At 73.0% G+C, this 22,307-nt stretch carries 17 protein-coding genes; 3 read left to right on the plus strand and 14 right to left on the minus strand.

The features are described 5' to 3' along the window. The first annotated feature begins 52 nt into the window (after nucleotides 1-52). Nucleotides 53-1,837 (plus strand): N-acetylglutaminylglutamine amidotransferase, encoded by a 1,785-nt coding sequence (locus tag GCE86_RS03295; RefSeq protein ID WP_154225533.1) that lies wholly within the window; start codon nucleotides 53-55, stop codon nucleotides 1,835-1,837. 12 nt (nucleotides 1,838-1,849) lie between these two features. Here GCE86_RS03295 and glnA read toward each other — a convergent pair whose 3' ends face one another. The 3 genes from glnA to GCE86_RS03310 all read right to left on the minus strand — a co-directional run bounded on the left by glnA (nucleotide 1,850) and on the right by GCE86_RS03310 (nucleotide 7,300). After that, entirely contained in the window at nucleotides 1,850-3,274 is a 1,425-nt protein-coding gene (gene glnA, locus GCE86_RS03300; RefSeq protein WP_154225534.1) for a type I glutamate--ammonia ligase, read from the minus strand. A 96-nt stretch (nucleotides 3,275-3,370) separates the two neighbouring features. Next, nucleotides 3,371-5,512, minus strand: a complete 2,142-nt coding sequence (helR, locus tag GCE86_RS03305) for an RNA polymerase recycling motor ATPase HelR (RefSeq protein ID WP_208818065.1) — start codon at nucleotides 5,510-5,512, stop codon at nucleotides 3,371-3,373. 237 nt (nucleotides 5,513-5,749) lie between these two features. Next, entirely contained in the window at nucleotides 5,750-7,300 is a 1,551-nt protein-coding gene (locus GCE86_RS03310) for a chitinase (RefSeq protein WP_154225536.1), read from the minus strand. Between the two features lie 144 nt (nucleotides 7,301-7,444). Between GCE86_RS03310 and GCE86_RS03315 the strand changes: the two genes are divergently transcribed. Beyond that, nucleotides 7,445-7,747 carry a GNAT family N-acetyltransferase gene (locus GCE86_RS03315; protein WP_154225537.1) on the plus strand — a complete coding sequence of 101 codons (303 nt, stop codon included), beginning with the start codon at nucleotides 7,445-7,447 and terminating at the stop codon, nucleotides 7,745-7,747. Between the two features lie 376 nt (nucleotides 7,748-8,123). Here the strand turns inward: GCE86_RS03315 and GCE86_RS03320 are convergent, their stop codons facing one another. Next, nucleotides 8,124-8,732, minus strand: a complete 609-nt coding sequence (locus GCE86_RS03320; RefSeq protein ID WP_244317163.1) for a TMEM175 family protein — start codon at nucleotides 8,730-8,732, stop codon at nucleotides 8,124-8,126. A 192-nt stretch (nucleotides 8,733-8,924) separates the two neighbouring features. Next, entirely contained in the window at nucleotides 8,925-9,890 is a 966-nt protein-coding gene (locus GCE86_RS03325; protein WP_154225539.1) for a zinc metalloprotease, read from the minus strand. 209 nt (nucleotides 9,891-10,099) lie between these two features. Here GCE86_RS03325 and GCE86_RS03330 point away from each other — a divergent pair, with 209 nt between their 5' ends. Beyond that, nucleotides 10,100-11,011 carry an SCO6745 family protein gene (locus GCE86_RS03330; protein ID WP_239543408.1) on the plus strand — a complete coding sequence of 304 codons (912 nt, stop codon included), beginning with the start codon at nucleotides 10,100-10,102 and terminating at the stop codon, nucleotides 11,009-11,011. Nucleotides 11,012-11,037: 26 nt separating this feature from the next. Here GCE86_RS03330 and GCE86_RS03335 read toward each other — a convergent pair whose 3' ends face one another. The 9 genes from GCE86_RS03335 to GCE86_RS03375 form a co-directional block, all read right to left on the minus strand. After that, nucleotides 11,038-13,785: a glycoside hydrolase family 38 N-terminal domain-containing protein gene (locus tag GCE86_RS03335; protein WP_154225540.1), complete on the minus strand. Its 2,748-nt coding sequence runs from the start codon at nucleotides 13,783-13,785 to the stop codon at nucleotides 11,038-11,040. Further along, complete coding sequence (locus GCE86_RS03340) at nucleotides 13,785-14,930, minus strand: Gfo/Idh/MocA family protein (RefSeq protein WP_154225541.1); 1,146 nt, start codon at nucleotides 14,928-14,930, stop codon at nucleotides 13,785-13,787. The genes GCE86_RS03335 and GCE86_RS03340 overlap by 1 nt, the downstream gene beginning before the upstream one ends. Beyond that, nucleotides 14,927-15,835 carry a sugar phosphate isomerase/epimerase family protein gene (locus GCE86_RS03345; protein WP_204343261.1) on the minus strand — a complete coding sequence of 303 codons (909 nt, stop codon included), beginning with the start codon at nucleotides 15,833-15,835 and terminating at the stop codon, nucleotides 14,927-14,929. The genes GCE86_RS03340 and GCE86_RS03345 overlap by 4 nt, the downstream gene beginning before the upstream one ends. Further along, nucleotides 15,826-17,034: a CehA/McbA family metallohydrolase gene (locus GCE86_RS03350; RefSeq protein ID WP_204343260.1), complete on the minus strand. Its 1,209-nt coding sequence runs from the start codon at nucleotides 17,032-17,034 to the stop codon at nucleotides 15,826-15,828. Before GCE86_RS03350 ends, GCE86_RS03345 begins: the two co-directional genes overlap by 10 nt. 2 nt (nucleotides 17,035-17,036) lie before the next feature. Further along, nucleotides 17,037-18,209 (minus strand): ABC transporter ATP-binding protein, encoded by a 1,173-nt coding sequence (locus GCE86_RS03355; protein WP_154225542.1) that lies wholly within the window; start codon nucleotides 18,207-18,209, stop codon nucleotides 17,037-17,039. Beyond that, entirely contained in the window at nucleotides 18,209-19,081 is an 873-nt protein-coding gene (locus GCE86_RS03360; protein ID WP_204343259.1) for a carbohydrate ABC transporter permease, read from the minus strand. The genes GCE86_RS03355 and GCE86_RS03360 overlap by 1 nt, the downstream gene beginning before the upstream one ends. Beyond that, on the minus strand, nucleotides 19,078-20,025 hold the full coding sequence (locus GCE86_RS03365; protein ID WP_204343258.1) for a carbohydrate ABC transporter permease: 948 nt from the start codon (nucleotides 20,023-20,025) through the stop codon (nucleotides 19,078-19,080). Before GCE86_RS03365 ends, GCE86_RS03360 begins: the two co-directional genes overlap by 4 nt. After that, entirely contained in the window at nucleotides 20,000-21,397 is a 1,398-nt protein-coding gene (locus GCE86_RS03370) for an extracellular solute-binding protein (RefSeq protein WP_154225543.1), read from the minus strand. Before GCE86_RS03370 ends, GCE86_RS03365 begins: the two co-directional genes overlap by 26 nt. 153 nt (nucleotides 21,398-21,550) lie before the next feature. Further along, nucleotides 21,551-22,288, minus strand: a complete 738-nt coding sequence (locus GCE86_RS03375; protein WP_244317165.1) for a GntR family transcriptional regulator — start codon at nucleotides 22,286-22,288, stop codon at nucleotides 21,551-21,553. Between the last annotated feature and the right edge of the window lie 19 nt (nucleotides 22,289-22,307).

Genomic DNA, 22,307 nt, shown 5'->3' on the forward strand with positions numbered 1-22,307 from the left:
CCGGCGGTGACGGGCAAGCGTCTTCCGGCAGGCCAGAGGAGGTGCCCTGAGGATGTGCGGGATCAGCGGTGAGGCGCGATTCGACGGGTCCGTGCCGGACGGCGACGCGGTGCTCCGGATGAGCGAGGCCATGCGATCCCGGGGGCCCGATGGGGAAGGCCGGTGGAACGACGGGTGGATCACCCTCGGGCACCGCCGGCTGACCATCATCGACCTCTCCGACGCCGGCGCCCAGCCGATGGTCCGGGACGATCTGGGCCTCGCCCTGGTGTTCAACGGTTGCATCTACAACTACCCGCGGTTGCGTGAGGAACTGCGGGAGGCCGGGCACACCTTCCGCTCGACCAGCGACACCGAGGTCATCCTCGTGGCGTACGCGGAATGGGGCGAGGACTTCGTCGACCACCTCGTGGGGATGTTCGCGGTCGTGCTGGTCGACCGGGCACGGCGCCGGCTGGTGCTGGCCCGGGACCGGCTCGGCATCAAGCCGCTCTACCTCGCCGAGTCCCCGGGGCGGCTGCGGTTCGCCTCGACCCTGCCGGCGCTGCTGGCCGCCGGCGACGTCGACACCGGCATCGACCCGGTGGCGCTGCACCACTACCTGTCCTGGCACTCCATCGTGCCGGCGCCCCGGACCATCCTGCGCGGCGTCCGCAAGCTGCCGCCGGCCACCGTGCGGGTGGTGGAGGCCGACGGGCGCAGCCGCGAACGGGTGTACTGGCGGCCCGACTACCAGCGTGACGCGGCACATGCCGGCATGGACGCGCGGGACTGGCAGGCCGCGGTCGGCGACGCGCTGCGTACCGCCGTGCGGCGGCGGCTGGTGGCCGATGTGCCGGTCGGTGTGCTGCTCTCCGGCGGGCTGGACTCCAGCATGATCGTGGCCCTGCTCGCCGAGGCCGGGCAGCACCACCTGCAGACGTTCAGCATCGGGTTCGACAGCCGGGGCGGCGAGAGCGGCGACGAGTTCCACTATTCCGACCTCGTCGCCCGCACCTTCGGCACCGATCACCACCGCATCCAGCTCGGTGACGACGACCTGGAGCCGGCGGTCCGCCGCACGATCGAGGCGATGACGGAGCCGATGGGCAGCCACGACGTCGTCGCGTTCCACCTGCTCTCCGAGCAGGTGGCCCGGCACGTCAAGGTGGCACAGTCCGGCCAGGGCGCCGACGAGGTGTTCGCCGGCTACGCCTACCACCAGCCCCTCACGGGGGTGCCCCGGGACGATGCGGCCGAGGCGTTCGCCGCCGCGTTCTTCGACCGCACGCACGCGGAACTGGACCAGGTGGTTGACCCGGCGTACGCCTGCGACCACGACGCCAGCCGCGAGCTGCTCGCCGGGCACCTGGCCGCGCCCGGTGCGGACACCGCGCTCGACGCGGTGCTGCGCCTGGACACCCATCTGATGCTGCCCGACGACCCGGTGAAGCGGGTGGACAGCATGAGCATGGCGTGGGGGCTGGAGGTGCGTACCCCCTTCCTGGACCAGGACCTGGTGACTCTGGCTGCCGCCTGCCCCCCGGAGCACAAGGTCGCGCAGGGCGGCAAGGGGATCCTCAAGGAGGTGGCCCGGGAGGCCCTGCCCGCCGAGGTGGTCGACCGGCCCAAGGGCTACTTCCCGGTGCCGGCCCTGCGCAACGTCGACGGACCGGTGCGGCATCTCGTGGCGGAGGCCCTCGCCGCGCCGGCCGCCCGCGAGCGTGGCCTCTTCCGGCCCGGGTACGTCGCCGAGCTGCTGGCCGAACCGGACCGGGCCCAGGCCGCCGCGGGCAGCAACAAGCTCTGGCAGCTCGGCCTGCTGGAGCTGTGGCTCCAGTCCCACGGCATCCGCTGACCCGCGGGCGGGTCAGCAGTCGAAGTACAGGGCGAACTCGTGCGGGGTGGGGCGCAGGCGGACGGGGTCGACCTCGTTGGCCCGCTTCCAGGAGACCCAGGTGGAGATCAGGTCGGGGGTGAACACGTCGCCGTCGAGGAGGTAGTCGTGGTCGGTCTCAAGCGCGTCGAGGACGGCGGGCAGGCTGCCGGGGACCTGCTTGACGTCGCCCCATTCTTCCGGGGGCAGGTCGTAGAGGTCCTTGTCGATCGGCGCCGGGGGTTCGATCTTGTTCTTGATGCCGTCCAGACCGGCCATCATCATCGCCGAGAACGCCAGGTACGGGTTGCTGGACGGGTCGGGGACGCGGAACTCGACGCGCTTGGCCTTGGGGTTGCTGCCGGTGACGGGGATGCGGGTGCAGGCGGAGCGGTTGCGCTGGGAGTAGACCAGGTTGACCGGGGCTTCGAAGCCGGGCACGAGCCGGCGGTAGGAGTTCACGGTGGGGTTGGTGAAGGCGAGCAGGGAGGGGGCGTGGTGCAGCAGGCCGCCGATGTACCAGCGGGCGGTGTCGGACAGGCCGGCGTAGCCGGTCTCGTCGTAGAACAGCGGTTCGCCGTTGAGCCAGAGGCTCTGGTGGGTGTGCATGCCGGAGCCGTTGTCCCCGAACAGGGGCTTGGGCATGAACGTGGCGGTCTTGCCGTTGGCCCAGGCCTCGTTCTTGACGATGTACTTGAACAGCTGGAGCTGGTCGGCGGAGTGCAGCAGGGTGGAGAACTTGTAGTTGATTTCCGACTGGCCGGCGGTGCCGACCTCGTGGTGGGAGCGTTCGACGGTGAAGCCGGTGTCGACGAGGCGGCGCACGATGCTGTCACGCAGGTCGGCGTAGTGGTCCACCGGGGGGACGGGGAAGTAGCCGCCCTTGTAGGCGGTCTTGTAGCCCCGGTTCCCGCCTTCCTCCTCGCGGCCGGAGTTCCAGGCGCCTTCGATGGAGTCGATGTAGTAGAACGACTGGTGCGCGGAGGTTTCGTGGCGGATGGAGTCGAAGATGTAGAACTCCGCTTCCGCGCCGAAGTAGGCGGTGTCGGCGATGCCGCTCGCCGCCAGGAACGCCTCGGCCTTCTTCGCCACGTTGCGCGGGTCCCGCGAGTACGCCTCACGGGTGAACGGGTCGTGGATGAAGAAGTTCAGCGCGAGGGTCTTCTGCGCCCGGAACGGGTCGATGAACGCGCTCGCCACGTCCGGCAGCAGCAGCATGTCCGACTCGTGGATCGTCTGGAAGCCGCGGATCGACGAACCGTCGAACGCGAGGCCGTCGGTGAACAGGCTGTCGTCGACCGACTCGACCGGCAGGTTGAAGTGCTGCATCACGCCGGGCAGGTCACAGAAACGAACGTCGACGAACTTCACGTCCTCGTTGGTGAGGTAACGCTGCAGTTCCTCGGGATTGGCGAACACACATCCCCCTGACACATCGGCGCGGGCGGCTGAGCGCCCGGGAGTACCCGCTTTGCGGCGACCTACACGCGCGGCGGCCACTCCCGGGCTCAGCGGTCAGGAACTGGTGAGGACCACGAGTTGCTGGGTGGCCCGGGTCATGGCGACATAGCGGTCGACGGCTCCCTCGATGCCGTGGCCGAAATCCTCCGGGTCGACGAGGACGACCAGGTCGAACTCGAGCCCCTTCGACAGCTCGGGGGTCAGCGAGCGTACGCGGGACGTCGCCTCGAACGTGGGGTCGCCGATGACGCAGGCGACGCCGTCGGCGTGCGTGGCGAGCCAGCCGTCGAGCACCGAGCCCAGGTCGGCGACCGATCCGTGGACGACGGGGACGCCGCCGCGGATCGAGGTCGGCACGTTGGCGTCCGGGAGCACGGCCCGGATGACCGGCTCGGCCTCCGCCATGACCTCCTTCGGCGTCCGGTAGTTGATGGTCAGGGTGGCCAGGTCGACCCGGTCGAGCCCGACCCGTTCGAGGCGCTCCCGCCACGACTCGGTGAACCCGTGCCGGGCCTGGGCGCGGTCCCCGACGATGGTGAAGCTCCGGGAGGGGCACCGGAGCAGCAGCATCTGCCACTCTGCGTCGGTCAGTTCCTGCGCCTCGTCCACGACGATGTGCGCGAAGGGGCCGGCGAGCACGTCCGGCGTGGCGCTGGGCAGCGCGGCCGCGTCGACGAGGGCGTCCTGGAGATCCAGTTGGCGCAGGCTGGACAGGACGCCTTCGCCGTCGTCATAGGCGTGGGCCTCGATCAGCTCGTCGACCACCGTGGCCATGCGCGTGCGTTCGGCGGCCACCGCGGCCTCGCGCCGGTGCCGGCGCCCGGCCGCCTCCGGGTCGCCGAGCCGCTGCCGTGCCGCGTCCAGCAGCGGCAGGTCGGACACCGTCCAGGCCTGGGCGTCGGGCCGCTGCAACGTCCGGACCTCCTCCGGGCTGAGCCAGGGCGCGCACCTGCGCAGGTACGCGGGAACCGACCACAGGTCGCCCACGAGGTCGGTCGCTTCGAGCACCGGCCACGCCCGGTTGAAGGCGCTGCGCAGCTCCCGGTTGCGCAGCAGGGACCGGCGGAGCCGCTCCGCCGGTTCGTCGCCGTCGTACCGGTCCGTGAGGATCGTGAGCAACTCCTCCCAGATCTGGTCGCGCGCCTCGTTGTGCGGGGTGCCGGGGTCCGGTGCGTCGAACGCCGCGGCCCAGTCGTCGGCGCTCAGCCGGATGTCGGCGTCGTCGGTGGCGACCGTCAGCCCCGTGGCCGGTGGCTCCTCGTAGAACCGGACGGCCGCCTCGACGGCCGTCACGAGGTCCGCGGACGACTTCAGGCGCGCCACGTCCGGGTCGGTCTCGACGGTCGCCGCCGCGCCCTCGGGGACGAGGTCGCGCAGGGTGCAGATCTGCACGTCCTCCTCGCCGAGGCTGGGCAGGACGTCGCCCACGTAGGCGAGATAGGGCTGGTGCGGACCGACGAACAGCACGCCGCCGCGCCGCTGGTTGAGGCGCGGGTCGGCGTAGAGGAGGTACGCGGTGCGGTGCAGGGCGACGACGGTCTTCCCCGTGCCCGGGCCGCCGTCCACGACCAGAGCGCCCCGGGAGCCCGCCCGGATGATGGCGTCCTGGTCGGCCTGGATGGTGCCGAGCACGTCCCGCATCCGGTTCGACCGGCTGCCGCCCAGGCTGGCGATGAAGGCGGACTGGTCGTCGAGCGCGGCGTGCCCCTCCCACCCGTCGGAGGTGAACACCTCGTCCCAGTAGTCGGTGATCCGGCCCTGGGTCCAGCGGTACCGGCGGCGGCTAGCCAGGCCCATGGGGTTGGCGTGGGTCGCGCCGAAGAACGGCTCGGCCGCGGGGGAGCGCCAGTCGAGCAACAGCCGGCGACCCTCGCTGTCGGTGAGGCCACGTCGGCCGATGTACACGGGGTCGCCGGCGTCCGCGCCCACCATGCGTCCCAGGCACAGGTCCACGCCGTAGCGGCGCAGGGTGCGCAGCCGGGTGGCCAGCCGGCGGACCTCCATGTCCCGGTCCGACGCCTGCCGGCCCTTGCCGCCGGGCGCCCGGCGGGCGGCGTCGAGTCGGTCGGACAGGTCGGCGGCCACCCGCTCGAGGTTCTCCGCCATGGCCGCGAAGTGCGCCTCGTCGCGGGCGATCAGCGCCGGATCGGCCTTGGCGGCGAGACGGTCGGGAAGGTTGAACACGCTGCTGGTCACGGGATTCAACGCACCATTTCCGATCTGGGGCCGCGGCGGTGCCGCCGGATCACCGGCGCCATTCCGGCACCCCGTTTTCGCAGGTTGCTGGCTCAGGCCGGTGATTCTGCGGCACGACCGGGGTCTTGCCGCAAGCCCCCAGGTGCGATATATGTTGTAAGTGGAAGGGAGCAGGCGCTCCCTTCCTTTTCTGATTTTCGACGAATCCTTTTCAGGAATTCGGCGACCCGCGTGGGGTCAGGGCAGGGCCTTCAGGAACGGGCCGTGCTGGAGGCGGAACTCCCAGCCGTAGTACCGGTCCCAGTTGATCGACCAGGTCATGAGGCCGCGGAAGCCCGGGTTGGTGCCGCTGCGCGGCGCGTAGCCGCCGCAGCTCTGGCCCTTGACCAGGCAGGTGACCGCCTGTTGCACGCCGGCCGGGGCGACGTAGCCGTTGCCGGCGCTGGTCGACGACGGCGCGCCGAAGGCGACCTGGTCCTCCCGCAGCGCCGGGAACACGGCGTTGGCGTTCCCGGCGACCGGGAAGCCGGCGAGCAGCATGTCGGTCATCGCGATGTGGAAGTCCGCGCCGCCCATGGTGTGGTACTGGTTGTCCAGCCCGACGATCGGGCCGGAGTTGTAGTCCTGCACGTGCAGCACCGTGAGGATGTCGCGCAGGGCGTGGATCACGGGCAGGTACGACCCGGCGCGCGGGTCCTGCCCGCCCCACGGTCCGGATCCGTAGAACTGGTACCCGAGCTGCACGAAGAACGTCTCCGGGGCCATCGTGAGGACGAAGCCGGCACCGTAGCGCTGCTTCAGGGTCCGGATCGCCGCGATCAGGTTGACGACCACGGGGGTGGTGGGGTTGCGGAAGTCGGTGTCACCCGCGTTCAGGTAGAGGGAGTGGCCCTCGAAGTCGATGTCCAGCCCGTCGAGGCCGTACCGGTCGATGATCGCGGACACCGAGCGGACGAAGGTGTCCCGGGCGGCGGTCGTGGTGAGCTGCACCTGGCCGTTCTGGCCGCCGATGGACAGCAGCACCTTCCTGCCCTGCTGCTGCTTGGCCCGGATGGCGGCGGTGAACTCCGCCTCGCTCTCGACGCCGGGGCACTCGGCGACCGGGCAGAGCTGGAAGCGGATGTCGCCGGAGGTGACCGAGGTGGGCTCGCCGAAGGCGAGGTTGATCACGTCCCAGTCGGCGGGCACGTCGGCCATCCGCACGTAGCCGGAGCCGTTGGCGAAGCTGGTGTGCAGGTAGCCGATCAACGCGTGCTTCGGCAGGCCGCCGGAGGGCGGCGGGTTCGTCGGCGGTGGCGTGGTGGGCGGGGGCGTGGTCGGCGGAGGCGTCGTGGGCGGTGCGGTGGTGGGTGGCGCGGTGGTCGTCGGCGGGGTGGTCGGGGTGCCGCCGCCGCACGGGGCGCCGTTGAGCGTGCAGTCGGTGGGTGAGCCGGACCCGGTGGCGAGGAAGCCGAACGACACCGACGCGCCCGGGGCGATCGTGCCGTTCCACGACCGGTTCGTGAAGGTGTGACGCTGCCCGGCGCTGCTGACCGTGGCGTCCCAGTAGGAGCCGAGGGTGGTGCCGGCCGGCAGGGTGAAGGCGACCTGCCAGCCGGTGATGGTGCCGGCGCCGCCGTTGGTGATGGTGTACCTGCCCTCCCAGCCGCTGCCCCAGTCGGAGGTCTTCACGAAGGTGGCGGTGGGGCCGGCGGCCAGCGCCGGACCGGCGAACGCGACGGTCGCCGCGGCGGCGGTGGCGAGCGCCGCGAGAGCGGCCAGGAAGGGGGTACGGGCGGTGCGGTGCATCCGGTCCTCCCGGTACGGGGTGGGTCGTCGGAGACATCGACGGATGCACAATTATTAGGTTTGTTAACTGTAGCTGTCCAGGGCCGGCTGTCGTCGTGGTCACGATCGGCGGTGGAGCCCGCCGGGGCGTGGTTGGATGGCGGGATGGCTTTCACGGTGACGGACGCCCCTGAGCGGGAACGGTTCGAGGCGCGGGACGAGACGGGCACGACGGCCGGCCTGGTCACCTACCAGCTGACCGGCAGCATCATCGCCTACACCCACACCGAGGTCGCCCCGGAGTTCGAGGGGCAGGGTGTGGGCTCGCTCCTGGCCCGCGCGGTCATGGACGACGCGCGGGAGAAGGGGCGGACCGTGGTGCCGATCTGCCCCTTCCTGAGCGGCTGGCTGGAGAAGCACCCCGAGTACGACGGCATCGTGGCCCGCTCGACCCGCAAGGTCAAATAGCGGCCTCAGTCCGCCGAACGGCTCAGGACCGCCGGCGCGGCGCCGTCCCGGCGGCCCGGGGCAGCCGCGTCGAACGAGGGAATGCCGGTTTCCGTGCCGCCTCGCCAGACCGGGAGGCCGGACGTACCGTCCTTCCGGGCCTGCCGGCGCCCGGCACGCACCACCGCCACTGCCCCCACCAGTGCCGTCATGGAGATCACCGCTGCCTGCAGCAGCGACCGCCGCCTGCTCCGTCGACGCCTCATGTCGTTGCCTCCCGGCTCTCGCGTCCGTCTCGTCGTCCTGACTCGTTGTCATGATGAGCGCGTGACACCGGCGGTTCGGGACGTTTCGGAACTTCGGCACCGGCCGGGTGAGTCCCGTCCGACACGGGTGGTCACGCCGGGCCGGGCCGGCCCCGGCGCAGTCGCGCCCGATCGGTCTCGCCCCGGATGGGCAGCCAGTAGAACGGGATGAACGCGGCGATCACCGCGACCCCCAGGGCGGGCACCAGGACGCCCAGCAGCGTCCCGGCGGCGATCCAGCCGAGGGCGAGCCGGAAGCGCCGGCCGATCGCCACGGCGCCCGCGGCATCGAGGGTGCTCACGAGCAGCCGGGGGTGCCGGCGCACGTACGCCCACATGATGTTGAACAGGACGGCCGCCAGCTCGAACGTGAGGCCGTGAAGGGCGACGGCGACGCGCTCGCCCTGCCCGTCGCGGAACGCCTGGGACAGCACCGAGGCGGCGAAGGGCAGGAACGCGATGTCCATGAGCAGCACCGTGTTGAGGAACAGCACCGCCCGGTCGGCGGTACGGATCTGGTCGAACATGACGTGGTGGTTGGCCCACACCTGGCCGATCAACATGAACGTGACGACGTAGGCCAGGTAGGACGGCCAGAGCGTGACGAGGCCGTGCAGCAGGTGCCCACTGTCCCGCGGCGGGCGGATCTCCAGGACGAGCAGCGTGACGGCGATGGCGATCACCGCGTCGCTGAACGACACGACCCGCGAGGGATCCCGCTCCACACCGAACGGGGACGACCTTCCTGACCTGCGGGCGGGCTCTGTCACCGCCCCAGCATCGGGCACCGGCCCCGGCGGGGCGCGGACGCCGGGCGGCATTTCGCGGCGTCGTACACCGAAGGGGGCCGACGGACCGCTGACCAGCGGCCCGTCGACCCCCCCGGGTCGGTGCTACTGCTTGCCGCCGCCGGACCGGAACGCCACCCAGGCGTCGCTCATCCGGTCCGCCTGTCCGGCGGTGAACATGTCCATGCAGGAGTCCTGCGTGTAGTCCATGAAGTTGTGGATCGGGTCCAGCCCGGGTGCGGTGCAGGTGTCCGCGCCGACCGGGCAGTTGAACTGGGGCGCCGCCTCACGCGGGGTGTCCGCGACGTAGTCGCCGGAGGCGGAGCACCCGTGCGCGAAGGTGTGCTCCAGCATCAGCCAGTGCCCCACCTCGTGCGTCAGCGTGTCGCCGAGGGCGTACTTGCCCGCCGTACCGCCCGGCATCGACTCGTCGAGCATCACGACGCCGTCGATGTAGTCCCGGCCGTTGTTGTAGCCCTTCGGGAAGTACGCCCAGCCGAGGAGGCCGCCGCCGATGTTGGCCGCGTACACGTTCAAGGTGCGGGCGTCACCGGTGTAAAGCGCCTGCTTCATGTCGCGCTCGTTCTTGCCGGGCACGACCGTGTACCAGTCGCTGTTCACGGTCCACGTCGTGTTCACGAGAGAGAACCGGAACGGCGTGTCGGAGGCGTTGGCCGCCGTCTGGCCGGCGAACGAGTCGTTGAGCACCTTCATCTGGGCCGCGATGAGGGTGTTCCACCGGGTCGTCTCGGCCGCGCTGAGGGCGTGGTCGGAGACCATGTGGAAGACCGTGGGGATGGTGACGCTGCCGTTGGGCAGGCGCGGCGAGTCCTTGATGACGCCGTAGGCGTTCGCCTCGTTCTTGGAGTACAGCTCGGGTTCCTTGGCCGTGGCGCCCTCGGCCACGCGCGCCGCGCTGTGCCCCTCGGCGCCCGGTGCACACGCCGCGACGCCGGGAGAGGCGGTCGCGAGCGCCGCCGTGACCGCCGCCGCCGATGCGCCGCCGGAGGCCAGGAACGTCGCCGCGGTCGCGGTCAGGACCGCCAGTTGGAAGGTGGATCTTCTGTGCATCCTTGCACCTTTCGCCGGGATGGAGCCACCGACCGGAGTGGACGGGGGTCGCCCGCCGGCCGGTCCGCGACATCGTCGTCCCGGTATGAGAACACGCCGGTGACCTGAGGAGAAGAACCCATCAGGCAGCGTTCGCACCCGGCTGGTGACAGGCCGCCGCCGGCATGGGAACCTACCCGTCGGTAACGTCCTCGGCGGAAGGCAGTGACATGGCGGACCTGACAGCGCTGGCGGATCCGGGCGCCCAGCAGCCGGCGGCGCTCGATCCGGCCCTCGTGCGCCGCGCCTGGCGGGTGACCGAGCCACTGCACGCGATGATCTACTTCGTGCCCGAGGCGCACGAGCGGTACGCCGCCCTCGGCCTCCCCGCGCCGGCCGGCTACTTCGCCTCCCGTGCGGCCGCCCTGGGCCCGGTCGGCCCCGGCCCCGTGGTGGCCACCTTCTTCAACTTCAGCCCGGACCTGGTGGCCCGCGTGTTCCCGGCCGCCTGGGAGCGGGCGACGCCGGCCGCCGTGCTGGCCGCCCGGCGGGACGCCGCCGACGCGGCCCTGACCCGGGCGCTCGGCGACGCGGTGCGGTCCCCGGAGGTGGCCGAGGCCGCCGAGCTGGCCCGGCACGCCGCCGAGTCGGCCACCGCCCGCCCGGAGGGACGGCCACTGTCCGCCGCCCACGCCGCGCTGCCCTGGCCGGACCAGCCGCACCTGGTCCTCTGGCAGGCCCAGACGGTCCTGCGGGAGTTCCGCGGCGACGGGCACGTGGCCGCCCTGGTGCTCGCGGGCCTGACCGGGTTGGAGGCGCTGGTGCTGCACGCCGCCTCCGGCGAGGTGCCGGTCCGCTTCCTGCGCCGCACGCGCGGGTGGACCGGCGAGCAGTGGGCGGACGCGGCCGAGCGGCTGCGCGGGCGCGGGCTGGTCGAGGGCGACGAGCCGACCCTGACCGACCGCGGACGGGCGCAGCGCGCGTGGCTCGAGGCGGCCACCGACCGGCTCGCCACGCCCGCGTACGAGGTGCTCGTCGCCGAGGGGTGCGCCCGGCTCACCGAACTGACCCGGCCGTTGAGCCGGGCCGTTGTCGACGCCGGGCTGCTCGACGTCGACAACGCCGTTCCGCGCCGCGCCTGAGCCCGGCCGGTCACACGCCGACGCACTCAGGTCAGGTCGAGCTGCACCGTCGCGATCTCCCAGGCCCGCAGCGGCAGCCGGACCAGGCCGTCCCCGTCGACCGTGAGCGGCTCGCCGGTCCGGCCGAGCAGGTCGGCCCGCCACGCCCCGCGGACCGCCGCGCCGCCGAGCACGGCCGTGGTGTCGACCGGGGTCTGCGCCACCACGCGTACCTCGGTGCGGCCGGCCCGGTCCCGCACGCTGGTCAGCGCGACCCCGGGACCGTCGACGGAGAGCCCGGCCGCCGGCGCGGGCAGCGCCGTGGCGGGGTCGGCGGTGCCGGGGAACGCCAACAGCTCGTGCCGGTACGCCTCGGCCGCCGCCACCACCCCGGCCTCGTGCCAGGCGCCCCGGTACGGCAGCACCGCTAGCTCGACGGTGCGGAGGCCGCGGCACTGCGCCTCGGGCGTCGGCAGCTGCGGACCGGCGGGCTCGTCGCGCAGCGCGTGCCGGTTGCGCGACAGCATCCCGATCGACCGCAGCACCGTGACCGCCAGCTCGCGGCCGGCGTCGGTCAGCTCGTACTCGGTGGGCTGGGTCAGCAGCACGGCGAGCGCGCCGTCCGGCCCGCCCGCGGCCACGAACCCGTTGGCCGGGAACGTGGGCAGCGGCACCTCGCCGCCACCACCCTCGGCCGTCAGGCCACGCGCCACGACGGCGAACTGCCCCTCGGCGTACGAGGTGTCGGCCGGCGACGGCAGCGGCAGGTGCAGCCGGACCCGGTGGTCGTCGCAGCGGTTGTCGAACTCGACGCGCAGCCGGACGAAGGCCTCACCGCGGCGCAGCTCGACCCGGGTGGTCACGATGATCGGCTCCCGGTCCACGGCGCGGGAGCCGGCGTCGACGTCCGCGGACACCGGCCAGCGGTACTCGCGTACCACGTCGAGGACGGCCACCAGCGGCCCGTCGTGGCGCACCACGGTACGCACCGCCCGCGGCTTGTCGACCAGTTCGTCGGCGGCCGGCGGGGCGTAGTTGTAGCTGTCGCCCACGTCGCCCCCGTCGACGATCCGGCCGACCCCGTCCACGGTCACCCCGTCCGGGGTGGACAGCGCCAGGGTGCCGTCCTCGGCGACGTCGACCCGGAGCAGGCCGTTGTCGAGGCTGCGGCCGGCCGCCGTCACCGGGTCCGACGCGGGCGTGCCGGTCGCCGGGAGCGGCGCCGGCCGGACCGCCGTGTGCCCCAGCGGCGGCACGTCGACCAGGGCGGCGACGGTGGCCCGGGCGGCGGCGAGGATGCGTACCCGCCACCGGTCGGCCGGGCCGGCGGCCGCGAGCGCCAGTCGCACGTCCTCGACGTCGAAGGCCGGATCGCCGTGCCGGGCCACGTGGAAGGTGAGGGTGGCGTCCTCGGGCGACACCGACCAGGCGGTCACCTCCTGGCCGTAGAGCTCCCGCCCGTGCACCCGGGTGAGCACGGCCGGCAGGTCGGCCGCCGGCACCACGTCGTCGGCGAGCAGCGTGCGGCCCCGGTCGAGGACCTGGGTGGCCACGCTGCGCCCGGCGGCGTCGGCGAGCGCCACGCCGCCGTCGTCGGGCAGCGCCACGTCCAGGCACACCAGGGCGGTACGCGCCGCCGGGGTCGGGTTGAACAGCAGGTAGCCGTCCCGCGGCACGGCGGCCGACAGCCGCGCGCCGACCAGGTCGCAGACCGCGCGGCCCAGCTGGTCGGCCTCGGCGAGCCGGGCGGCCACCTGCTCGGCGGTCTCGTCGCAGCCGCAGCCGGTCACCGAGTCGTGGCAGCTCGCGTCGATCAGCCGGGTCCAGGCCATGTCGAGGAAGCGCTGCACGGACCCGTCGTGGGTGAGCGCGGCGAGCGGTTCGGCGTACCGCTCGACGCGCCGCTCGGCGCGGTTCATGGCCTGCTTCAGGTGGGCGCGGACGGAGATCACGCCGGGCAGGATGTTGGCCCGGGCGTGCGAGCGCAGCTCGCCGCGCACGACGGGCAGGCCGTCGACCGTGGCCGGTTGGGTGGCGAAGTACTCGGCGAGGGTGCCCAGCCGGAGCCGGGTGCCGGGGACGTCCGCGGTGGCCAGCAGGTCGGGCGCGTCCGGGGCCGGCGCGGCGTGGTCGGTGCCGTACATGGCCAGGACCGGGGTGTCGTCGCCGGCCGGGCGCCAGCCGGCGAGCCGGTCGGCGAGGTCACCGGCCCGGCGGGTCACCTGCCCGGCGTTCTCCATCAGCGCGGCGGCGTTGCCGTAGCCGCCGGGCAGGTACTGCGTGCGGATCGTGGTGCCGTCCGGCGCCTGCCACGCGAAGGCGTGCCGGTGCACCCGCTCCGGCACACCCCGGAACACGCAGGCGTGGGCCAGCCCGGCGCCCGCCAGGATCTGCGGCATCTGCGCGATGTGGCCGAACATGTCGGGCAGGTAGCCGACCGGCATGGCGCCGCCCAGGTCGGCGCTGCGGGCCAGCCCGCGTTCCAGGTTGCGCACGATGTTCTCGCCGGAGCAGAGGAACTCGTCGAGCAGGATCTGCCAGGGGCCCACCGACAGCCGTCCGGCCCGGACCAGCTCGATCACCTGCTCCCGCCGCTCCGGGCGGACCTCCAGGTAGTCGTCGACCGCGGCGAGCTGCCCGTCGAGGGTGAACCGCTGCCGCGGGTCGCGCTCCATCCGGTCGAACACGTCGTCGAGCAGCGCCACGAGCCGCAGCCGGAACCGCTGGAACGGCTCGTACCACTCCCGGTCCCAGTGGGTGTGTGGCACCACGATGATCTCGGTCGGTCGCGTCATCAGCTCGCCGCCTCTCCGCCGATCGCCGCCCCGGTGAGCTCCCCGTAGCGGCGTACCACCTGCTGGCTGGTCCGTACGTCGGCCGCGCCCTCGGCGATGCCGGTGAGCGGCGCGGCGCCCGCCGTGACCATCGCGTGGAACGCGACCAGCTCCTGCTCGAACGCCTCGGTCACCGACCGGTACGCGGCCCGCCGCTCACCGCCGCCGTGCTCGTCCACCACGGTCAGCGTGGTCGGCGCGTTCAGCAGGTACGGCGAGGGGAACACCAGCTCCAGCGAGCCGCGCGCGTGGTGCAGGGTGACCGTCTCGCGGTAGGCCGGATAGTCCGGCAGGTTGAGCCACCGGATGCCGTAGCGGGCGCCGTCCGGCAGCCGCCCGCTGATCTCCACCGACGGCTCGGCCGGGCCGTCCGGCGTGAGCGGCCAGGTGGCGACCTGCTCCACGGTGGCCGGTGCCCCGGTGAACAGCCGCAGCAGGGACAGGTCGTGCGAGATGCTGTTGATCAGGATCTGGTAGAGCGCGCGGGCGCCCGGGTCGGTGCCGACGGCCGCGTCGAGCAGCGCGCGGTCGGCGGCGGAGAAGCGGGCCACCTCCTCGGCCGGCACGTCCCCGGCGGACGGTGGCAGGTTGGCGAAGCGCAGCTGCCGGTCGCCGCCGGCGTGCAGCACGGTCACCTCCACGGCGTGCACCCGCTCCGGGCCGCCGAGTTCCGCCAGCAGCCGCGCGGCCTCGGCCACGGCCGGGTCGTACTGCTTCATGTAGCCGACCATCAGCGCCGGGCTGCCGGCGCCCAGCTCGGCCAGCCGGGCCGTCTCGGCGCGCGTGTAGGCCAGCGGCTTCTCGCACAGCACGGGCAGGCCCGCGCGCAGCGCCAGCGCGGCCAGGTCCCCGTGCGAGCCGGACGTGGCCAGCAGCACGGCGTCGCAGCCGCCGTCGGTCACCATCCGCGCCGCGTCGGCGTAGCGGCGGGCGGGCTCGACGCCGTACCGCTCGCCCAGCTCGGTCATCCGGGACGGGGACAGGTCGGCCAGCGCGACGATCTCGAACAGGTCGCTCCGGCGTTGCAGCAGCGGCAGGTGCACGGTGCGGGCGATGATGCCCAGCCCGGCCACCGCGATCCGGATCCGCTTGCCCGGCTCGGTCATCGCAGCGCCTCCTCGAGCCACCGCCGGTTGTCGTGCTGGTCGGCGCGGATCCGGTCGAGGTCCCCGCCCTCGGGGGCGTCCTGCTCGACGACCAGCCAGCCGGTGTAGCCGATGTCGTCGAGAGCGGCGAACACCCCGGCGAAGTCGACGTCGCCGCGGCCCAGGGCGCAGAAGCCGCCGGCGGCCACCACGTCCATGAGGCCCCCGCCGGCCGCCCGGGCCCGCGCGTGGGCGGCGAGGTCGGCGTCCTTCAGGTGCACCTGGCCGATCCGGCCGGCCCAGCGGCGTACGGCGGCCACCGGGTCGCCGCCGGCCAGCGCCAGATGCCCGGTGTCCAGGCAGACGGCGATGTCGGTCAGTTCGAGCAGGCGGTCGGCCTCCGCCTCGGTCTCCACGTCGGTGCCGAGGTGGTAGTGGAACACCGGTTCCAGGCCGCGCTCGCGGCACCGGTCGGCGGCCTGCTGCACCCGGGCGGCGAAGTCCGGCCAGGCTGCGGCGGGCAGCGCCGACGCCAGGTCGGTCGGGGTGCCCGGGCGGGCCATCCGGCCCGGGTTGCCGGGGCAGGCCAGGGTGGGCCGGGGCGCGAACCGGGCGTCGTCGACCGGTGCGGCCGTGAACACGTCGAGCGCAGCGTCGAGCTGGGCCAGGTCCTCGGCGAAGCCGGCGGGGTCGGCGAAGCGCAGGTCGACCCAGCCGCCGGCCAGCCCGATGCCGGCCGTGGCCAGCCGGCGCGCGAGGGTCTCGCCGGTGCCCAGGTAGCCGATCGGCCCGGAGTCCACGCCGGTGTAGCCGTCGCGGGCCAGCGCCGCGAGCAGCTCGTCGGGGCCGACCGGTGCGCCGGTGGGCTGGTAGATGCCGTAGTTGACCGGAGCGCCGGCCACCCGCGTCCGTGCGGTCAGCTGCACAGTGCGATCACCTCCATGCGGTGGGACTCCAGGACGTGCAGCCCGTCGCCGGCCGGCAGCAGGCACCGGTCGCCGCGGACCAGCCGGTGCCGGCCGTCCGGGTAGGCCAGCAGCGCGCCGTCGGCGTCGAGCGCCAGCAGCTCGTCACCGAGGCGCAGCAGCAGCGGCCCGCCGGGGTCGGCCGAGATGGCGGTACGGCCGCCGCGCAGCCCGTCCAGCAGGGCGTCGCCCGGTGCGCCGTCGCGGTCGGCGAGCACCCAGGTGGTGGGGGAGCCGGGCGGCGCGTCGTCGCCGGGGCGGTGGAAGTCGCTGCCGCCGATCGCCACGACGTCCGGCCGCCAGGCGCGCGCCCAGGCCAGCGGGGCGCCCCAGGTGCGGTCCCACCAGCCGGAGTGCCAGACCTCGACCAGCGTGGTGCGCTCGGTCAGCGGCTGCCGCCAGGCGCAGTCGCCGCCGAGGGGGTGGTTGACCGACATGAGCCCGCCCTCGCGCCGGGCCGCCGCGAGCCACTCGTCCGGCGGGCGGCGGAAGTCCACCCAGCCCACTGGGCCGAACACGTTGGCGTGCCCCCGGTCGGTGGTCACCTCCTGGCCGGGCAGCAGGGTGATGCCGTAGTGGTCGGAGGCGGCCGGCAGCCACGGGTGGTGGCTGACCGTGTTGTGGTCGGTGACGGCGAGGAAGTCCAGGCCGCGGCCCGCGGCGAGCGCGGCCAGCTCGTCGATGGTCTGGCTGCCGTCGCTGTGCACGGTGTGCGCGTGCAGGTCGCCGGCGAGCCAGCGCCGGCCGTCGACGGTGGGCAGGTCGCGGCGGGGCGGGCGGTCGGGGCGCGGTGGCTGCGCCGGTGCGGGTGGCGCGGGCGGCGGGGTGGTGCTGGTGGTGGCGGTGACCTCGTAGGCCAGCCCGTCGGGCGGGATGCGGTGCAGCCGCAGCAGCACCTGCCACTCGCCGGGCTCCAGCTCGCCGGGCAGGTAGCCGGGGGTGGCCCAGTCGGCGGCCACGGTGTAGCCGTCCCGGGCGCCGCCCGACCAGCCGCGGAACCCGTCCGGCCCGACGCAGCCCAGGTCGAGCACCCCGGCCTCGCGGGGATAGTCCAGCCGGACGGTGAGTGCGGCGGTGCCCGGCGGGACCGGGACCGGCAGGGCGCGCAGCACCTCGTCGGCCCGGTCCTGCAGCGTCCACCTGCCGCGGTGCACGACCACGGTCAGCTCCGCACGGTGGCGTCGGCGCGTGGGGCCGGTACGCCGGCCGCGGCGGTGACCAGGTTCCCGTCCCGGTAGAGCAGCGAGCGGCCGGGGCGGGGCACCGCCCAGCCGGTGTCGCCCGGTTCGGGTTCGCCGCCCTCGGGCACCACGACCTGCACGCTCGTCCGGCCCGCGCCGGTGTCGTCGCCGGCCGGGGCGTCGTCGCTCGCCCCGGTGTCGTCGCTCGGCACGTCCAGCGAGACCAGGGAGACGCTGCCCAGGTTCTCCACGACGACGACCTCGCCGGTGAGGGCGCCGGGGACCGCGGTGGGGGAGTAGTCGAGGTATTCGGGGCGGATGCCGTAGACCAGCCGTTCGCCGTCGGTGACCTGTTCGCGCGCGCCGTCGGGCAGCGGCAGCCGGGCGCCGGCCACGGCCAGTTCGTCGCCGCGCACCCGGGCGTCGATCAGGTTCATGGGGGTGGAGCCGATGAAGCCGGCCACGAAGGTGTTGGCGGGCCGGCGGAACACCTCGGTGGGGGTGCCGACCTGGCGGATCCGGCCGCCCTCCATCACGGCGATCCGGTCGGCCAGGGCCAGCGCCTCGGCCTGGTCGTGGGTGACGAAGACGGTGGTGACGCCCAGTTCCCGCTGGAGACGCTTGAGGAAGGTGCGGGCCTCCAGCCGCAGCCGGGCGTCGAGGTTGGACAGCGGTTCGTCGAGCAGGAACACCTGCGGGTGGCAGGCCATCGCCCGGGCCAGGGCGACGCGCTGCTGCTGGCCGCCGGACAGCTGCCCGGGCCGGCGCTCCAGCAGCCCGGACAGGCCGAGCTCGTCGGCGGTGTCGGCGGCCTTGCTGCCCCGGCTGCGCCGGTCGACCTTCTTGATCCGCAGGGGGTAGGCGATGTTGTCCCGCACGGTCATGTGCGGGAACAGCGCGTAGTCCTGGAAGACCATGGCCACGTCGCGCTTGCCCGGCGGCAGGTTGGTGACGTCGCGCTCGCCGATCCGCACGTTGCCGCCGGAGGCGACCTCCAGGCCGGCGATGGTGCGCAGCAGGGTCGTCTTGCCGCAACCGGACGGCCCGAGCAGGGCGAAGAACTCGCCGTCGGCGATCTCCAGGTCGAGGGCGTCCAGGGCGCGTACCCCGCCGGGGTAGACCTTGGTCAGCTCGCGCATCGTGATGGCGGACATCAGCGCTTGATCCCTCCGTGGAAGCGGAACCCGTACCGGCTGCTGACGAAGACGAACATGAGCGCCACCGGCAGCGAGTAGAGCAGGGAGAAGGTGGAGAGCAGCCGCAGGTCGGCCTGCCCGCCCTCGGTGTAGAGCGTGTACATGATCACTGCGGCGGGTGCCTTGTCCGGCCCGCGCAGCAGCAGGAACGGCACGAGGAAGTTGCCCCAGACGTTGGCCACGGCCCAGACCCCGACGGTGGCCAGGCCCGGGCGGACCAGCGGCACCACGATGTGCCGCATGATCTGCAACGGGCTGGCGCCGAAGACCCGGGCCGACTCCTCGTAGGACGTCGGGGTGGAGTCCATGAAGTCCTTGAGGATGAAGATGGCCGCCGGCAGCAGCCCGCCGCTGAGGATGAGGATGACGCCCAGCCGGGAGTCGATGAGGTTGAGCCGGAAGGCCAGCTCGAACAGCGGCACCATGGTGGCGGTGCCGGTGACGATCGACGACAGCAGCAGCAGGCCGTAGAGCAGCGCGTCGCGGCCCGGTACCCGGACCCGGCTCAGCGCGTACGCGGCGAGCGCCGCGAACGTCACCACGAGCAGGGCGGTGCCGGCCGCCAGGTAGACCGAGTTGAGCAGCGAACTCAGCGCGTACGGGTTGTCGAGCAGCGCGCGGAAGTTGTCCAGGGTGAACCGCGGCAGCGAGGCCGTGACGGTCGGGGTGTCGTCGAACGGGGCGGTGGCCAGCCACAGCAGCGGCAGCGCGAAGAAGCCCAGCACGAGGCAGAGGAACGTGTAGCGGCCGACCTGGGCGAGCACGTGGCGTACGGCGACCGTGGACCGGGCCGCCTCGGTGGTGGGCGCGGGCGCCGTGTCGGTGGTCACGCCGACTCCTTCCGCCGGCCCAGCATGCGCAGGTAGATCAGCGCGATGACCAGGTTGATCAGCAGCATGACGAACGAGATGGCGGCGCCGAAGCCCAGCTCACCGCCGGAGAGCGCCACCTTGTAGACGTAGACCGGCAGGATCTCGGAGCGCTGCTCGGGCCCGCCCGCGGTGATGAGGAACGGCGCGAAGTCGTTGAACGTCCACAGGCTGATCAGCAGCAGGTTGGTCAGCACGTGCCCGCGGATGCGCGGGAACACCACGTCGCGCAGCTGCTGCCAGGTCGAGGCGCCGGCCAGCCGGGCGGTCTCCAGGTGCGAGCGCGGGACGTTCTCCAGCGCGGCGGCGTAGAGCATCATCGAGAACGCCGTGCCGCGCCAGGTGTTGAAGACGATGATCGACAGCATCGGGTGGTCCAGCAGCCACGCCGTCCCGGGGATGCCGAGCAGCGCGTTGAGCGTGCCGGCGTCGCGGTCCAGCAGGGCGATCCACAGGAACGCGACCACCGAGCTGGGCAGGATCCAGGACAGCAGGACGAACCCCTCGACCACCCGGCGCAACGGGCCGCGCCGGTCGCGCAGCGCGAACGCGATGGCGAAGCCGAGCCCGGCCTGGCCGATCACCGCCGAGCCGAGCACGAACTGCAGGGTCAGCAGCAGGGAGGTGCGGAACCGCTCGTCGCCGAGGGCGCGGGTGTAGTTGTCCAGGCCCACGACCTCGGGGTGGGCGGCCGCCAGGCCGGTCAGCCGGTAGTTGGTCACGCCCAGGTAGATGGTCCAGGCGGCCGGCACCACGAGGAAGACCAGGATGAGCACCATGGCCGGGACGAGGAAACCGGTGGCCCGGGCCCGGCCGAGGCCGGCGGCGTCGGGGGCCGGGGAGGCGCCCGGAACCGGGCGCACTCCCTCGACCACCTCGTCAGGAGGTGACGTTACCTGGACCACCGACGAACCCTTCGACCTTCTTCTGGTACGCGGCGGCCGCCTCGTCGGCGCTCTTGCCCGCCGTGGCGGCGGCGGTCGCCTCTTGGAGCGCCACCGACACCTGCGGGTACACCGCGAGCGGCGGCCGGTACGCGGTGAGCGGCAGCACCTTCTCGGCGACGAAGTTGAGCATCGGGTCGGCGGCGAGGACCTCCTTGTTGACGTCCGTCCGCGCGGTGATCCGGGCGGCGCCGGCGAGTTCCGCCTTGACCGCCTCCGCCGAGGACATGAACGCCAGAAGCTCCCACGCCTGGGCGGGGAACTTGGAGTTGGGATTGAGCACCCGGACGCCGCCGCCGGACATGCTGACGAAGTCCTGGCCGCGGATGCCGGCGCCGGGCTGCTTGGCGGGGATCATCGCGTACCCGACGGTGGTGTCCCGGTCGGCCATCTTGGCGATGCCGTCCTTCGGGTTCACGACGCTGCGCCAGAAGTAGTCGCCCTCGCCGAGGATGCCGATCTTGCCGGCGGCGAACTCGGCGAACGACTTGTCCCGCCCCTTGGCCTCCTGCTGGAGCTTCGGGTCGCCCAGGCCGCCACCGTAGATCTTGGTGTAGAAGTCGAGCATGTCCTTGACCGGCTGGGTGGCGCCGGCCCACTTGCCGTCCTTGTAGATCTCGCCGCCCGCGCCGACCAGCAGCGGCAGGGCGCCCTGCATGGAGGTGGCCTCGCCCATCGCGGTGCCGGCGTTGATCTGGATCGGCGTCACCCCGGGCAGCGCCTTGAGCTTCGCGCCGGCGTCGAGGATCTCCTGCCAGCTCTTCGGCTGCCAGTCGGCGGGCAGGCCGGCCCGGGCGAACAGCTTCTTGTTGTAGTAGAGGACCCGGCCGTCGGTGCCGAGCGGGACGCCGTAGCGCTTGTCCTCGAACGAGCCGAGACCCTGCACGGTCTCCGGGATCTGGGACCAGCCCTCCCAGGAGTCGACCTGGTTTCCGGCGATGTCGGACAGCGGCTTGAGGTAGCCGGCCTGGACGAACTCACCGACCCAGATGCCGTCCACGGCGATCACGTCGGCGCCGCCCTTGGAGCGCAGGTCGAGGGCCAGCTTGGTCTTGTACTGCTCGTCGTCGACGCCGCTGGGCACGAACGTCACCTTGGCGGTGACGCCCTTGGCCTTCTGCGCCTCGACGAACTTGGGGATGACCCATTTCTCGATCCACTCCGCGCCCGCGGAGTTCTTCCCGCCGACGATCGAGTTGGCGGAGATGGTGAGGGTGATGTTCTTGGCGTCCTTGCCGGCGGGCTCGTCCGAGCCACCGCAGGCGGTGGCGGCGAGGGCGACGGCGGTGAACGCGGCGAGCACGCCGGCGGCGCGTCTCGGCTTGGCTGACATGGGCTGTTTCCCTTCGCAAGGAGGAACTTCGAAGAGACTCACGGGTCGCCCCGTCGGCCGCAGGTCCGCCGCCGGCGGTGCTTGCGGCCACAATGTCATGACAGCCTGACGACGTAAATACCTGTCACTGAAATGAGCGCGAAACATCCACCGTCACCGCTCGGCGACGGTCACCTCGAGGGAGTAGCGGCTGGCCCGGTAGATGTGCGCGCCGTGCTCGACGTAGCGGCCCTGGTCGTCGTAGGCGGTACGGGTCATGGTGAGCAGCGGTGCGCCGCGCCGCTCGCCGAGCATCTGCGCCTCGGCAGCGGTGGCTGCCCGGGCGCCGATCCGCTGGCTGGCGCCCCGGATCCGCCGTCCTCCGGCGCGGAGGATCGCGTAGAGACCGTCGGCCTGCAACGCCGCCATGGTGATCCGTGGCAGGTCGACCGGGAGCCAGTTCTCCATGAGCGCCAGGGGCTCCCCGTCGGAGAAGCGCAGCCGGCGCAGGTGCTGCACCTCGCCGCCGGGTGGCACGCCGAGCGCCGCGGCGACCGCCGGTGGGCAGGCCACGGTGGCCAGTTCCAGCACCGAGGTGGACGGCCGCTGGCCGGCCCGGACCAGGTCGTCGTGCAGGCTGGTGAGCTCGACGGCCCGCCGGACCTCACCGCGGACGACCTGGGTGCCCACGCCGCGCCGGCGGATGATCAGTCCCTTGTCGACGAGATGCTGGATGGCCTGCCGCACAGTGGGCCGGGACAGCCCCAGCCGGTCGGCAAGCTGCAACTCGCTGTCCAGGCGGTCGCCCGGGGCCAGCTCACCGCGCTGGATCGCCGCGGCGAACTGCTCCGCGACCTGGAAGTAGAGCGGGACCGGGCTGCTGCGGTCGACCGCGATCTCGGGACCGGTCACGGAAACCTCCTCGCTGCGG

This window comes from Micromonospora terminaliae, assembly GCF_009671205.1.
In the GTDB taxonomy this organism is placed as follows: domain Bacteria; phylum Actinomycetota; class Actinomycetes; order Mycobacteriales; family Micromonosporaceae; genus Micromonospora; species Micromonospora terminaliae.